Origin of the sequence: Gehongia tenuis, assembly GCF_014384795.1 — a bacterium.
Taxonomy (GTDB): Bacteria; Bacillota; Clostridia; order Christensenellales; family NSJ-53; genus Gehongia; species Gehongia tenuis.
In genome coordinates this window covers 11,583-26,440 of record NZ_JACRSR010000003.1, presented here as the reverse complement: position 1 = coordinate 26,440, position 14,858 = coordinate 11,583, and the positions used below count along the sequence as shown (strand labels likewise).

General features: G+C 52.5%; 15 protein-coding genes. 4 read left to right on the top strand and 11 right to left on the bottom strand.

Annotated elements, in window-relative coordinates; all coding sequences use genetic code 11:
- The first annotated feature begins 25 nt into the window (after nt 1-25).
- The 3 genes from H8696_RS07910 (at nt 26) to H8696_RS07900 (ending at nt 2,885) form a co-directional block, all read left to right on the top strand.
- The gene (locus H8696_RS07910; RefSeq protein ID WP_249316390.1) at nt 26-298 is read left to right on the top strand and encodes a DUF1294 domain-containing protein; all 273 of its coding nucleotides are present in this window, start codon (nt 26-28) and stop codon (nt 296-298) included.
- The gene (locus tag H8696_RS07905) at nt 295-705 is read left to right on the top strand and encodes a PaaI family thioesterase (protein ID WP_249316389.1); all 411 of its coding nucleotides are present in this window, start codon (nt 295-297) and stop codon (nt 703-705) included. Before H8696_RS07910 ends, H8696_RS07905 begins: the two co-directional genes overlap by 4 nt.
- A 260-nt stretch (nt 706-965) precedes the next feature.
- Nucleotides 966-2,885 (top strand): elongation factor G, encoded by a 1,920-nt coding sequence (locus H8696_RS07900; protein ID WP_249316388.1) that lies wholly within the window; start codon nt 966-968, stop codon nt 2,883-2,885.
- Nucleotides 2,886-3,101: 216 nt separating this feature from the next.
- Here H8696_RS07900 and H8696_RS07895 read toward each other — a convergent pair whose 3' ends face one another.
- Nucleotides 3,102-3,770 (bottom strand): hypothetical protein, encoded by a 669-nt coding sequence (locus H8696_RS07895; RefSeq protein WP_249316387.1) that lies wholly within the window; start codon nt 3,768-3,770, stop codon nt 3,102-3,104.
- Between the two features lie 289 nt (nt 3,771-4,059).
- On the opposite strand from H8696_RS07895, the gene H8696_RS07890 reads away from it, so the two are divergent.
- Nucleotides 4,060-4,494 (top strand): hypothetical protein, encoded by a 435-nt coding sequence (locus H8696_RS07890; protein ID WP_249316386.1) that lies wholly within the window; start codon nt 4,060-4,062, stop codon nt 4,492-4,494.
- Nucleotides 4,495-4,832: 338 nt separating this feature from the next.
- Here the strand turns inward: H8696_RS07890 and H8696_RS07885 are convergent, their stop codons facing one another.
- The 10 genes from H8696_RS07885 to H8696_RS07840 all read right to left on the bottom strand — a co-directional run bounded on the left by H8696_RS07885 (nt 4,833) and on the right by H8696_RS07840 (nt 14,736).
- On the bottom strand, nt 4,833-5,558 hold the full coding sequence (locus H8696_RS07885; protein WP_249316385.1) for a hypothetical protein: 726 nt from the start codon (nt 5,556-5,558) through the stop codon (nt 4,833-4,835).
- A 709-nt stretch (nt 5,559-6,267) separates the two neighbouring features.
- Nucleotides 6,268-6,525 carry a phage holin family protein gene (locus H8696_RS07880; RefSeq protein ID WP_249316384.1) on the bottom strand — a complete coding sequence of 86 codons (258 nt, stop codon included), beginning with the start codon at nt 6,523-6,525 and terminating at the stop codon, nt 6,268-6,270.
- 3 nt (nt 6,526-6,528) lie between these two features.
- On the bottom strand, nt 6,529-7,620 hold the full coding sequence (locus H8696_RS07875; protein WP_249316383.1) for a peptidoglycan recognition protein family protein: 1,092 nt from the start codon (nt 7,618-7,620) through the stop codon (nt 6,529-6,531).
- 12 nt (nt 7,621-7,632) lie between these two features.
- Nucleotides 7,633-7,857, bottom strand: coding sequence for a hypothetical protein (locus H8696_RS07870; protein ID WP_249316382.1), 225 nt, complete (start codon nt 7,855-7,857; stop codon nt 7,633-7,635).
- Entirely contained in the window at nt 7,847-7,999 is a 153-nt protein-coding gene (locus H8696_RS07865; RefSeq protein ID WP_249316381.1) for a DUF433 domain-containing protein, read from the bottom strand. The genes H8696_RS07870 and H8696_RS07865 overlap by 11 nt, the downstream gene beginning before the upstream one ends.
- Nucleotides 7,996-8,358, bottom strand: a complete 363-nt coding sequence (locus H8696_RS07860) for a hypothetical protein (RefSeq protein WP_249316380.1) — start codon at nt 8,356-8,358, stop codon at nt 7,996-7,998. Before H8696_RS07860 ends, H8696_RS07865 begins: the two co-directional genes overlap by 4 nt.
- Nucleotides 8,359-8,360: 2 nt before the next feature.
- Nucleotides 8,361-9,473 (bottom strand): hypothetical protein, encoded by a 1,113-nt coding sequence (locus tag H8696_RS07855; RefSeq protein ID WP_249316379.1) that lies wholly within the window; start codon nt 9,471-9,473, stop codon nt 8,361-8,363.
- A 4-nt stretch (nt 9,474-9,477) separates the two neighbouring features.
- Entirely contained in the window at nt 9,478-10,560 is a 1,083-nt protein-coding gene (locus tag H8696_RS07850) for a siphovirus ReqiPepy6 Gp37-like family protein (protein ID WP_249316378.1), read from the bottom strand.
- Nucleotides 10,560-11,435 (bottom strand): phage tail family protein, encoded by an 876-nt coding sequence (locus tag H8696_RS07845; protein ID WP_249316377.1) that lies wholly within the window; start codon nt 11,433-11,435, stop codon nt 10,560-10,562. Before H8696_RS07845 ends, H8696_RS07850 begins: the two co-directional genes overlap by 1 nt.
- Nucleotides 11,436-11,439: 4 nt before the next feature.
- Nucleotides 11,440-14,736: a phage tail tape measure protein gene (locus tag H8696_RS07840; protein WP_249316376.1), complete on the bottom strand. Its 3,297-nt coding sequence runs from the start codon at nt 14,734-14,736 to the stop codon at nt 11,440-11,442.
- Between the last annotated feature and the right edge of the window lie 122 nt (nt 14,737-14,858).

Sequence of the window (14,858 nt, the reverse complement as noted above, 5' to 3'; positions counted from 1 at the left end):
TTTTTTATGCTATAATACCGGTGCTATGATCTATTTTTATGGTTATCTTGCGCTGATCAATTTGACCGCGCTCGTTCTTTGCGCCAAGGACAAATATGCTGCCATCCGGGGCAGATGGCGCGTGCCGGAAAGAACCCTGCTTCTTTTTTGCGCCTTTGGCGGCGCCTGGGGCATGGGGCTTGGCATGATTCTTTTCCGACACAAGATTCGGCATCGAAAGTTTACGGTGAGTGTGCCCCTTCTCTGTCTATTATGGCTCGCCGCCACAATTTATCTTGCAACAGGAGTGATCAAATGAACCTGGAGAAGATCAACGCTTTCTTTGAGAATGACCGCTATGTGAAGCTCAGTCAGATGGTTATCGACGCTGTAAAGCCGGGTGAGGCCACCTGTTCCATGATGATCCAGCCCTGCCATCTCAACGGCTGGGATGTGGTCCAGGGAGGTGCAATCTTTACCCTGGCGGATTTTGCTTTTGCCGTTGCTTCCAACGTCACCAACGGTAAGCTTACCGCCTCTCTGAACAACAATATCTCTTTCTTCCGCCCCCCCAAGGGTAAGAAGCTGCTGGCGACCGCCACGGTGTTGTCCGCCTCCAAACGGATTTGCTTCTATGCGGTCCACGTTACCGATGATCTTGGAACGGACGTTGCTCAAATGAATGTTTCGGGCTATATCAAGGATATGGAATTGGACTTTAATTGAAATAGATCTTGCATCCACCCTGATTCCATGTTATAGTGACCCTAGATTCCCGAAAGGAGATATCATCATGCGGCGAGGTATTCTTAAATAACAATCCATTGGATTCAAGGAAACAGGCCATGCCCGGTGGGTTTGGCTTTGTGTCCGGTTTAAGAATACTTTTATCCAAATGATGCACGTCTTCTGAACGCTCATCCCCTGTGATAAAAGTATGATCACAGGGGATTTTTGTACCCTTTTGGACGGAGCGGAGGAATCACATGATTATCAATATCGGCATCCTGGCCCATGTGGACGCGGGAAAAACCACTTTGACGGAAAGCCTTTCGTACAAAAGCGGCGTCATTCTAGAGCCGGGGAGCGTGGACAAGGGCACCACCATCACCGATTCCATGCTTTTGGAAAAACAGCGGGGCATCACCATTCAGGCTTCCGTGACATCGCTTAAGTGGCGGGGCGTCAAGGTCAATATCGTGGACACCCCCGGTCATATGGATTTTTTGGCGGAGGTCCAGCGCTCCCTCGCCGTGCTGGACGGGGCGGTGCTCGTCATCTCGGCAAAGGACGGCGTGCAGGCCCAAACAAGGATTCTCTTTCATGCTCTGCGGAAGCTTGGCATTCCCACACTGCTCTTCATCAACAAGATCGACCAGGAGGGCGTCGATTTGTCCGCGGTCTATGAGGATATTCAAGAAAAACTTGCTCCTGAAATCATCGTCAAGCAGCGAGTGGACCTTTCCGTCCTTGCCGTGGCGCCCTCCGGCGATCCCGCCCGATGGGATAACGTCATCGCCGGAGACGACGATCTTTTAACGCGCTTTGAGCGGGGCGAGACCCTCAGCGAGGCACAGCTGCAGCGCTGTGAAGAACAAAGATTCAAATCCTGTACACTCTTTCCCGTCTATCACGGCAGCGCCAAAAAAAACGTGGGGATCCTTGCGCTCCTTGATGCCATCGTCCTCCACTTTTCCGTCTTGGCTTCCGGCGGTTCGTCGCTTTGCGGGAGTGTCTTTAAGATCGAATACCCCGAAAAGGGCCGACGGATGGCCTATCTTCGGCTGTTCAGCGGCAGACTGCACGCCAGGGACCGCATCGATTGGGCGGGCCGGCGTGAGAAGTTCAGGATCAGCGAGATGCGTGTCCCCCAAAGCGGGAAAATCCTTCGCAGCGAGGCGGCCGAACCCGGCGAAATCGTCATCCTGCCCAGCGTGCCGCTCAAGCTAAACGATGTTTTGGGCGATCCGAATCTGCTGCCCCGCACATCCCAGGCCGATCCTCCTCCCATGGTACAGGCCAGAATTGAGCCGGCAAGGGCGCAGGAACGGGAAGCGCTTCTGCAGGCTCTTGGTGAGATCGCCGACACCGATCCTCTCCTTCGCTATGATGTGGATTCCATCACCCATGAGATCACCCTCTCCTTTTTGGGAAAGGTGCAGATGGAGATTCTCTGTGCGCTGCTTCTGGAGAAATACGGCATCAGCGTCCGGCTGGGCCGGCCCACCGTCATCTACAAGGAGCGGCCCGTGGCGCAGGCGGCCCACACCATCCATATCGAGGTTCCGCCCAATCCCTTCTGGGCCTCCATCGGTCTTTCCATCGAACCCCTCCCCCTGGGATCGGGCCTCGTGTATGAAAGCCATGTTCCCACAGGATATTTGCAGCAGTCCTTTCAAAATGCGGTACGAGATGGCGTGCGCTGCGGATGCGAACAGGGGCCCTGCGGCTGGGAATTGACCGACTGCAGGATCTGTTTTCAGTACGCACTCTACTATAGTGCGGCGAGCACGCCGGCGGATTTTCGGATGCTGGCGCCCATCGTTTTGGAGCAGACCCTTCGAAAGGCGGGCACCCAGCTGTTGGAGCCCTATCTGTCCTTCACCCTCTATGCTCCTCAGCCCTATATGTCGCGGGCCTATCATGATATGAGAAAATACGAGGGTCACATCGATACCGTCCTGCCCCGAAAACATGAGACAGTGCTGATAGGTGAGATCCCCTTTCGTCATATTCAGCAGTTCCGCGAAGAATTTGCCCTTTGCACCAATGGGCTGGGCGTTTGTCTGACGGAGCTGAAGGGCTATCGGATCAGTAAAGGGGAGGCCCTCTGCCGGCCCCGCCGCCCCAATCAGCGTTTGGATAAGACAAGACATCTGTTCAATAAGATGGATCCATGGGGTTGATTTCAGAATACCGGTTTCTTCATATGATATTTCTTCCGCCGCCGTGCCCTCGACCCAGCTCGTTCCATCCCATTTAGGCCGACCAGATCACCAGGCGGCAGCGGTACGTTCAATATGCTTTCCTTTCCCCTTGCTTTAACGTGTAATGCTGGACACGCGTACCATCACTCTCAATGCGGGCCATCACAAATCCTCCGTAATACCCGTCCGCATCCATCACACGGCAATACTTATATTCCCACGTCTAACTTCCCGATAGGCCAGGAAACTGGCAGATAGACTGAGCGTTGGTGCATCCGCACCATAGTACACACCACTTGCACCGGGCCCGCCACTACCACTATACAAATCCACCATGCCCACAAAGCCCATCCCGGCCGCGAATGCCGGCACGGACAGCAGCGCTGCCGGATACCAGCCAATGGGCAGGGTAAACAACCCAGTTCCGTTTGTAATTGCTCCACCGTCCGCACGTTTCACATGCGCGTGCAGAGTCACCTCTCCCCAAGAATTGGCATAATAATAGCTGTCATAAGGGTCCGCCTTAATCAGGCCCGTACGAAGAGCCAGATCATATTTCTCGGGCTGATCATTCAGCCGTTCGTTGACGTAGGCAAGACCGGCCAGTTCCGCCGCATGCAGCCCATCCACCGTGTCCGCATCCAGACCGCTTCCCTCGCCATCCACAGTCTTGACCTTAGTCAAAATGTCCTCCGGTGTGTACAGCACCTTATCCAGTTTGGTATCCATCTTATCCTTCAGGATTATTCCATTTTCATCAACCACCAGTCGTTCCAGTGTCTTAGGATATAAAATATCGTAATCATTTGTCGGAACCCCCGAATCCTCCCGCCGTACATGTATTAGAATATCCTTCTCAGCCATGGTATCACTCCTATGCTTTTTAATACATTCTATTGCACGTCGGTGCAATAACCATGTCCAGCAAGACAACTTATAGAAGCCACTAATCTGCAAAGGAAGAACAAAAAAATGGAACTCAACAGTTCCAGAGCTGCCGACATAGTCATCCATCAGGAATTTAAATCCCCGGATAATGAAGCAGCTTGTCACAATTCACTAATCTGCCCTTAACCCACTGGAATTATCGATATCTCATAGTATTTCAACTCTTGGGTATACTATTTTAAAGAAATTAAAGGAGCTTAATGATATGATTGAATCGGATACCATCAAATTGCTGCGGGAATGCGACGCAGGCATAAAAATGGGCGTTACATCCATCGACGAGGTTATGGAATATGCCCATCACGAGAAGCTAAGGAATGCTCTTTCAAACTGTAAAAAGGAACATGAGAAGCTAAAAGAAGAAATCCAATCTTTTCTGGACAAGTATCAGGATGAAGGTAAAGATCCCAACCCTATGGCAAAGGGAATGTCATGGATGAAGACCAATATGAAGCTAAGCATAAACGATTCCGACAAAACGATTGCAGATTTAATCACCGATGGCTGCAACATGGGCGTAAAGTCCTTATGTCGATACCTGAACCAGTATGAGGCAACCGATGAACAATCCAAGAATATTGCCAAACGGCTGATCCATTTGGAAGAACAGCTTGTTATTGAATTGCAGCCATTTTTGTAAGTTTTTACTTTATCTTTATCCACATGTGTCAGGAATATCAGAAATTTAAACATTCCCTTTTAAATAGGGCGCTATATATGTTACTTTTCTCCCCCTGCTTTGAATCTGTCATTTCATTGATGAGATCGTTTCATGGTTTTGACCAAATTCTCCAAGGCTAAGGCGAAATATTTACACACAAGCCTTTGCTCAAATCCTGTGTGCAAAGATTTTGCCGCACCGTATTCCAGTCATCTGTGAGGCTAGGCATTTCAACCTCCCATGTCCCATCGCATCAACGCTTACTGGATCACCTGACATATTAATTTTATAAAAAGCAAGTTGCATGCACTCTCATGTTATACCTCCTGCACTGTGAGTATAGCCATTGCGCTACTGACTGTAACCGTTTTACCTTCACCACCGCCACCGCACGACACACGTAATTCTATCAGATCCCCCGTCTGTACTCCCGTGATTAAAACCGGCTGGATCTGTGCCGTATACCAGGTGTACTCGCTGACTTTATCATTGTTAGCCCAGGAATCACGGCGCACCGCCGTCTGCCCATTACGCAGCACATATATCCGAGCACACTGGTCGCTTACAAACTGGCTGGGCTGTTGGCCGACCGCACAGCTGACCAAGATTGCAGATACACCACTTGGAATTACTACACGGCCATTGGAGACCGTAAATTTACTGCCTACCTGTCCTATAATGCTGTCCACCGGTACAATCAGCTCAGCCCACTTCGCCGGGCCCGTAACTGACGCATCTACAGAGTTGGTAAGGCTTATGATGTCCTTGCGCGCCGCTGCCAGAATACCCGCCGCGTGCATTCCATCCACCGTGTCCGCATCCAGACCGCTTCCCTCGCCATCCACAGTCTTGACCTTGGTCAAAATGTCCTCCGGTGTGTACAGCACCTTATCCAGTTTGGTATCCATCTTATCCTTCAGGATTATTCCATTTTCATCAACCACCAGTCGTTCCAGGGTCTTAGGGTATAAAATATCGTAATCATTTGCTGGAGCTCCTGAATCCTCTCGCCGTACATGCATCAAAATATCTTTCTCAGCCATGGTATCACTCCTTTACTTTTTGATACATTCTATTGCATGCCGGCGCAGTGCACCATATCCGACAAGACAACTTCGCAATTCTTTCGGACCCATTTGATAATACTAATACTAATTCTACCCCCAATAACAAAAACCCTGTAACCGCAAGGGTTACAGAGCTTCTAGCATGGTGATCCATCGGGGATTCGAACCCCGGACACCCTGATTAAAAGAGAAGCAAGAGCAATTTTAGCTATCGAAAAATCCTTATTTTTCAGGGGTTTTAGCGCCATACCTAACCCCCACTTTCAAAACAAAAGTTTACAAAAAGATTACAGGCCATGTACCATTTTCAAGGACCCGGCCTGTTAATCTCTTTCAATCCACACGCCCGTGAAGGCCGCGACCGCCCTTACAGAACAGTATGTCTGCCAACAGCTATTTCAATCCACGCGGCCGTGAAGGCCGCGACAACATATTGCAGCCGTACGGGGAATACCCAAAGCATTTCAATCCACGCGCCAAGACGGCACGACATCGTTTATTCGCTTTTTTGCCATTTCAATGTAATTTCAATCCACGCCTCTAGGGCGACACTTATAGAATAGCACAGATAAGCAATAAAAAACACCCCGGCCATGATTAGCCGGGGTGTTAATACAATCGAACCTAATACCAAATCCCGAATCTAATGACAATAGTCGGGTCACGCATGGTTTTGGGGGCCAAGCTATTTCTGTGCTTCCGTGCCCTGCTTGACAAGCTGATTCCCGAGAACAGCCGCGCCCGTCACCAGAATGCCCTGGATCACGCTCTCAACCGACGGGCCCATCAGCCCCATCGCGCCGCCAATCCCAAGGACCAGCAGTACAAAAGGGATCGTCCAGTTCGGCACCTTTGCAAAGGCGTGCTTGATCAGCGCCCCCACGATCCATAGCGCCGGGACCAGGATCAGCGCGTCCCCGATGATATAATCCAAAAACTCCATCTTTTATCCCTCCCCATCATCCATCTTGATGATCGCCTCAAACCCCGCCGCTTCCACGGCTGCCTTCGCGGCTTCGGCGTTGGACTTGTCCTTGTAGGCTCCGATCTGCACCCGATACAGGGTGTCATCTTTTTCTGCTGTCGCTTGTGCCAGCGCCGTCCACGTCTTGGGTCCGGTCTTGCCGTCCACGTCCAGGCCGTGCTTGCCTTGAAAGTCCTTCACCGCCGCTTCCGTCGCCGGACCGTAGGTCCCGTCCACGTCAAGGGTGTATCCCAGGCTGTTCAGCGTGCTCTGGAGTTCCTTGACCTCCTCGCCCTTGGACCATTTGACCAGGACGCTGTGCCCCTGGCTCACCGGTTCCTGCTCCAACGCCGCCCAGGTTGCAGGACCCACCTTCCCGTCCACGTCCAGGCCGTGCGCCCTTTGGAAGTCCTTCACCGCTGCAAGCGTCGCGGGGCCATAGGTACCATCCACATCGAGAGCGTACCCATGCCGGTTTAGGGCGCTTTGCAGATCCTTGACCTCCTCGCCCTTGCTCCACTCGATGAGCACGCTGTGTCCCTTACTCACCTCGATCTGTGCCTCTCCTCCGTTGTACGCCGTCTCCACTGCCGCCACAAACTTGTCCCAGTGGGGCAGAATCAGAGCGGGACAGTACTTGCTGGGATACCAATGCTGATGGGTGGTCACGTTGGAAAGGGGGATATTGTGTTTCTTCATGAGCTGAGCCACCAGCTGGGCGGCGTTGGCTTCGGCTCGGGCCTGGTCAATCCCCTCGTTCATGCATACCTCAATCCCAATGGACTGGCTGTTGCCCGGGCCTCTGCCGTCCGCCGCGTGCCAGCCCTGCTCGGTATCCGATAGGTGCTGATAGATCACCCCGTCATCCACGGTGTAATGCCAGGAGACCTTCTGGCCGCTGGCGCCGCTGGACAGATAGCTCGCGTGGGCCCTGGCGTCGGCCCCCTTTGACGTGTTGCCGGTGTTGTGCATCGTGATATACTTCGGAGTCATGCTCCGTCCCGGCTTGTTCTTCGCTCCCATAGGGAGCAGCTGCTGAATGAGTCGCGTTTGCTCCTTAAGAAGAATCTGCATTATGTAACCTCCTCATTGCTTGTGATACTGTTCCAGGTCCTCGATCCGGTGATTGGCCACCTTGATCTGCTCCTCCACCACCGGCATGCGTTTGGCGTATTGGTTGTGCTCATTAACCCGGGTCTCCAGCTGCTGCAACCGGTAATTGGTCATCTTGGAGGATGTAATAATCCCCCCAAAGGTCCCGGCCAGCGTGCCCGCGAAGGCCACCAGCGCCACGATTATCTCACTGTTCACCGCCGCCCTCCAATTCCGCCTGAATTTCCTCCACCTGCTCCGCCGTAAGCCTCGGATAATCCGCGATAACGGTCTCCCAGCTCTCACCGGCCATGACCCGCCGCTCGATCACCCGGCACGCGATCCTCACCATCGCCGTCATACCGTACCTCCTTCGGACTTAGGAACCGTGCTATCGCCCGTTTCCCCTGGTCCAAATACTATCTCGGCCAGCGCATCCTCGATGTCCGCCACCCGGTCAACCAGAGTGGGCCCCTCTGATCCGGGAACGGGATGCGCCGCCTCCCACTCGGCTATTTCCTCAGCCGTTGCTCCCTCGATCCACTGCGTTCCATTCCACCTGGGCCGCACATACTTGCCGCTCACCTTGGTATTCACCAGGCTCTCTCCAGGCTCCAAGGTGTAATACTGGATGGCCTCCCGCCCATCATCAGCAATCTCCGCCAGCACCATGTGCTTGTAATAACCCTCCCCATCAATTACACATCTATGTACGTACATCATCACACCCCCACGTAAAATTGCGTGTCAAAGACCGGTGCGGAAAGAGTACCAAGACTTGCATTGTTGTGCGCCGGTACCCATATGGCGCCATTTATGATGACAAGCACATCCGGGTCAAAGATCGGATTGCCGCCGCTGGAAAAATTGCTGGTCACAGGCACCGCCATCCTCCCTTCCCGGTAATACCCCACCGGCAGGTCAGCGACGATTGTATCAACTGGGACCAGGTTACCCGGCGGCTTGTAGATCTGGCCATACAAATGGACAAAGCCCATATCGTCCTTGGCGTACTTGGCCAGGCCTGTGAATCCTTCCCGGATGGGCAGGTCATACCATTGCAGGGTCCGCCTGGCAAACTCCCCCGCATGCATCCCGTCCACCGTGTCCGCGTCCACTTTCACCGTCCCGTCCTCGCCTGTGTGCGCATGGGCGTTGATTTGATTTTGGAGATTACCCGCCGCGTCCTCGGAGAGCTGGCCTTTCATGCTTTCGAACCACGCCCCAAACTCCTGCTCCATGCCGGCTTTGTACTCCTCAGCCCACGCAACAAGTTGGTTGTAGAGTGTGGAAGTGTCCATCTGTTGGACCAGGCCCGTTACCCACCCACACACACTGCTATCTGGCCGGGTGTCTGCAATGTTGGCTTGCGTTACGGCCGTTGCCCCTTTGGGGATAGTGATGTATCCTACCATGATCTCCTTATAGTCAGCGTCATTTTGCAACTCCGGGACCGCAGGGGTCGTTGCGGGCGTACTTTGCTTGACTACATATTCCATTTTTCGGCCTGCGCGATTATAACGGCAAAATACAGCATCAATCCTATTAAGCTCGCCATCCGCAGGGGCAAGAGGGATGACCTTTGCGGTTTTGTTGCACCCCAAGCGGTTTCCTACGACACAATTCCCCGGGCGCAGAATAATTTGCATCCCTGTGTCTGCCATGAGCTGCAACGCATCTCCTGGGGTGGCAATAACTCCCGTGCTCACGAGGGCGCCCAAAAAACCATCCGCGAAGTCGTCTGCTCGAATTACTCGATCATATTGAGTTCGGCCTGATGCATCTACGCCAACCGGTACTGCCGGAACCGGCATGTAAATATCCATGTCTGGCACATCATCATCTCCTTGTCGTTATCTTTTCGTATAGTGTGGGGGCTGGATCGCCTACAGTAAGATAGATTGTAGGGCCGCCAACCTCATATATTTCCTCTATCTCAGCGATGCGGACATCAGCTTGCACGTTCCAGCGCTTGAGCTTAATCGTTACAATATCCCCAAGGTCATACTCACTCTTGTAGATCAAATTGTCATTAGCCACTACTTTGGCATCTAATGTCTGAACCGGTCGTCTTTCGGCTAAGGCTTCGGCGCCTCGCTGCTTAAGTGCTGCCACATATTCCGTTTCTGTTAGCACAATCTGCTCATCGCCATCGAAATAGGTCTTTTGTAAGCTCGTTGCATCACAATAAACCTCATACCGGTCTAGCCCCTGAGCTTGTTCGACCTCAAGCACGCGATCACTGCCCTCCACGATCGCGACGCTGCCATAGTTGCTTAATGTCTGTGTGTAGATAGGTTCTGTGATCATACCGCCCTCAAGAGTCAAAATAGCCCGCGGGTTTACGTCTTGATCAAGGGTGCGCCTCAATCCCTGACGGATCCGGAATATCAACGTTTGACACTGTGGATCAAGGCCAATGTATCCGCTAAGCCCCGAATACATTTCCAGCGCTCCGATTTCTACCAAGACCCCCGCACCCATTTCCGCCTGATACTGGATATCGGTGCCAATATAGCCCTGGTGGGGCTCGAGTATGAGGTGCGGTATAATACGGTCCGATCTCGCGCTGATTGCATGCATATCAACAACGGAGCGAATTACATCTTCCGGTTTGCCGTGCAGTGTGACCGGTGCTAAAAAACAACGGCGAGATAAGTAATCTTTTAGCATATAGCCCGTCGCTACAACCTCCTCAATCCCAGAGCTGTCCTGAGCGTATTGTCTAGCCACAATATGCGCCGCCTCTAGATCATCTTTGCGGTACAGGATATTGGTCGGGGCCAGCAGATCCGCATATTTAATGGGCGCGTGGAGTTCAAACTCCCCCGCACCCACATATTTGCGCCGCCACCGCAGCGATGTGAATTGTGTCACCATGCCTACTCGTTCGAGATGTTGATTGAGTACCAGTAGCTGCATCAAAACACCCCCGTATACAAGTAATCATGGTAAATTGTCACATTAAGCATCTCAATTCCCTCATCCGCATTATAGCGGATAAGATTGTCGCCCACAGAGAGCTGCATATCCACATTGCCGTCATAGTCCAGGGCATTAAAGACATTGATTGTCACGCCACTGGTCACCAATACTGCAGTCTGTTGCCCGTAGCCGGTCTTAACGGTGAGGACATCACCCTCCATCATGCTTTGATTGACCTTGATATACTCCTGTGTTTTGACGTTGGTAATCGACGGGTTCTCAACCGGCCCCAAAGCCCGAAACACAATGGTCATACCCGTCGGTACATGTCCCGGATTGACGACGTTAGTGATCAAGGATGGCTCGCGGAACTCGAAGATTGTGCCCTCCTCCGGGAATATAAGATCCCAATGCCACACGGGGACCCACGTTGCGATTTCGGAATAGGCCGACGTCTCATCGCGCCAATAGGGATCTGGGCAAAGAAGGCTGACGAAATAACTAATCAGCGCGGCACCATCCGTTGGCTCGGCAATTGTTGGCACCGCTTCCAGGTAACAGCCTATCCATACATCGTAATAGTCACTGTGGTATCGCAGTGTGCCCTCATGCTTAGGATTGCAGACCTGCAGTAACCTATTGGCGTCCTGCACCGAGTTCGTCCGGATGTAGCCGCTTATCGTGATATTTCTCGACTCCAGTGTGCTCCCTGTAACAGACCGACCGTCCTGGCCAACATTTTGCGTGCCGTGAATCGTATTCGGCAAAGCGTTAAGCCCTGTCACTTCCGCGGCGTGGAATACTCCAAGAGCCGAAAATTCAATTTCTGCGCCTGTTGCACTCCGATAGATCAGTCGCTCGTCCAGCCGCATGCCATCACCTCCACAAAAGCGCCGTTTTTTGGAGCTCGTTGCGGCTCTTGCGTGCCGCCTCTCCTGGGCTCAAATATTCTGGGCTCGAGATATTGTTGGTCTGGTAAATGTTAACGGTCCGACTTTGATTAACCGATGGCTGCGCTAAGGCGGTCTCAACGCGTCCCATCATTGAGGCGACCGGAACCAGATTGCTGTACGGCGACACCCCAAACTGCATCGATGCAGGGATGGCCGCGATATTCTCTACAGCCCGTTTTATTCTGGCACGGCTGCTTTCGATTCCTAACTCAACGCCCGCACCCCACATACTACCGGACCATGCGCCTTTCCGCGAGGGCGACCGTATATCCAAGACCTTGTTGAAAGCGCTATTGATCATGTTGGCCATATTCCGTGCACGGGCCACGAGAGAGTCCATTTTGGATGTCATGCCGTCCGCCACACCCTGAGCATAATTTTCGCCAGCCTTACGGCCCTCAGCGCTGTTAAGCCTTGCGTTAAGTGCGTCAGCCGCTTCCTGGGATACCGTCTCGGTCGCGATAAATACCACGTTGCCATTACTGTCGATGCCAAGGCCTAATTGGCGCATCATTTCTGCACCCTGCGCCCGCAGCTCGGGAGGCATGTTCTGGAACGTGTCCACGATCATGCGAGCCATGCCTAGTGCTTCGCCCTCAATCACACCGCCGTTTTCTTCGATGGCTGCAATCATCGCATTAAAAGCCTGAATTGTGCTTAAGTCCATGGACTGGAGCGCCGTAGCGTATTGATCTGCCCATCCTTTCGTCTTTTGCGCGAAATCGTTTTGGGCAGCCGCTTTGCGCTGAGATTTATCAATAAAGCTGAGAGTACTATCGTTGTCGATCGTTGTTAGCTTTGCTTGGTATTCTGCATAAGCAATGCTGTAATTATTGTTTAACGTCATAAGATCGGCAAGTCCAACACTCTCAACCGTATATCGTTTTGCATACCCCTGCGCGACAATGCTTACAGTATCCGCATAGACCCTATCGGTCTCCGTTAACTGCCGCTCATAATTGGTTACAGTATCGGACATATGCCGCTCCCACTGGAATTGAGAGAGGCGGCCCGCCTCGTATTCCGACTGCAGGTATGCTAATCTGTCGTCGCGCTGCTTTTCCAGCTGTTCCTTAACACCTTCCCGGGCGCCTTGGGCATTCTCGACAAGCATCTGCGCGTTTTCTTTGGTCATATTATTGGCGTAGGCGTTAGCCTGCCCAAGCATGCTTCGCTGCTTGGTTTCATAGGTGCCTATGATTTCCTCCTGCACCTCAATGAGTTTTCCGGTCAATTCTTCGAGGGCCCCGATTTCTTCCTCCAGTGCGGCCCGGCGTTCAGCCGAAGTTTCTTGACTAATCCTATTGATATTTGTTTGAATCGTGGTGTACTCATTTTCGAGCTCACTAAGGCTCCTGCCCGATTCTCCTACCGCTTTTGACATGTCAATTGTTGCAGCGGACGCACCCTGCAAACTTTGCGTGAGCGGATCTATCTCTACCTTGATGCCAGCCATGGCCTCGCGGAAATTACTGAGTGGATCGCTTGCAGCAATCAAATAAGTGGTTAGGGTCGCAAGCGCCGCAACGCTCATCAGTATCCAGCCGGCAGGGCCCGACCCCGCTGTCCCCAAGGCACTAGTCGTCTGCATGATCTTTGTTAACTTTCCAAACGCCCCGATCACGCTGCCGATACCTGAGGTAATTTTGCCGGCCAAAGCAACCATTGGTCCCATAGCTGCAATAACTCCGGCCCATTTAATGATATTTGCTTTCTGCTCAGTCGATAGGTTATTAAAATTTTGGATCAGCGGCTTAATACTCGCGATGACTTCCCGCAAAGCAGGCACCATTTGGTCTCCCATCTGTCGCGCCAGCTCCAGTATTTCATTCCAGAGTATTTTGAGTTGAGATTCTGTAGTTCCATAACGCTGCTCGGCCTCTTTTGTGAGCGCGTTGTTCTCCCACCACGCACTGTTCGCAAGGGATATAGACTCACGCACCAAGTCTCCTGCATTGGACGTACGTAGCAAGGAGTCGCGAAGTCGAAGTTCGGTAATTCCCATTTCTTCCAGGACTCCGATCGAGCTCATGCCCTCCTCAGACATATGGGACAGTCCGTCGATAAATTCAACAATGGCACCCGCCGCATCGCCCTGGAATCGCGTCTTAAATTCTTCAGCCGTCATTCCTGCCACGGCTGCAAAATCTCCCAGACTATCGTTGCCTGTTTCTACAGCCACTTGCATCTGGGCAAAAAGCTTTGAAAAGGCGCTGCCGCCAGCTTCGGCCTCGATTCCTACGCTTGCCAGTGCCGCCGAAATACCCGCAATCTCCGCCTCACTTAACCCGATTTGGTTGCCTGCACCGGCAAGTCGTTGCATCATAGCCAAGATCTTGGACTCTGTGGTGGCGGAATTGTTGCCAAGAGCAACGATGGTTGATCCCAAACGATCAAAGTCCTTCTGGCTCATCTGCGTGATATTTGCGAACTGCGCCAGCTGAACTGCACCCTCGGATGATGCAATATCGGTCGCTACGGAAAGGTCCATCATGGCTCGCGTAAATCCGAGGATATTATCTGTCTCAATCCCCAGTTGCCCCGCTGCCTCCGCGACGGCAGCAATTTCCACGGCGCTTGACGGCATCTCGAGCGACATATCGATAATGCCCTGTTTGAGTGTCTTAAGCTGATCATCCGTTGCATCGACGGTTTTTCGGACGCCCGCGAAGGCGCTCTCAAAATTGATTGACGTTTTAACTGCTGCCGTTCCTGCGGCAAGAAGGGGCGTGGTCAGCCCAAGAGTCATTGTGTTCCCAATGCTTGACATCTTTTGTCCGGCCGCCGAGAGCTTCCCCGAGGCCACTTCACACTGCCGCGCTACAGCCGACCACTTGTTACTCTGGTTTTCCAGCTCGGCGTTGGTTTCTCGAATCTGCCGCTCCAGGCTCACCTCAACGACTTCTGATCGGGCAAGCATAGCTTCATATTTCGTAGCCTCTGCTGAGTTTTCACCATACTCGTTTTTTACGTCCTCAAGCTCGCGCCGCAATCGTTCCGTGCGTTCTCGTTGCGCTTCAAGTTTTTCGGTGAGTGCCTTGGATCTCGCCGACAGCGCCTCCGCCGATTTGCTGTTCGTACCATACTGCGCATTAACCTTGGCCAGGCTGCTACTGGCCTTGGATAATGACGCATTGATTTCCTTGATAGTCCGCAGGGTCTTTTCTTCGCCATCAGTTGTGACTTTTAGGGCGGCTTCCCTGATCGTTTTTAAGGCCAAACTATCACCACGTTCCCGGCGGCAGCTCATCGTAGTAGCGCACCCGCCTCGCGCCGCCTTGTTTTTTATTTGCGGGGGTCGTCATGCTGATATGATGGTCTAGCATATCAGCATAAAACTTT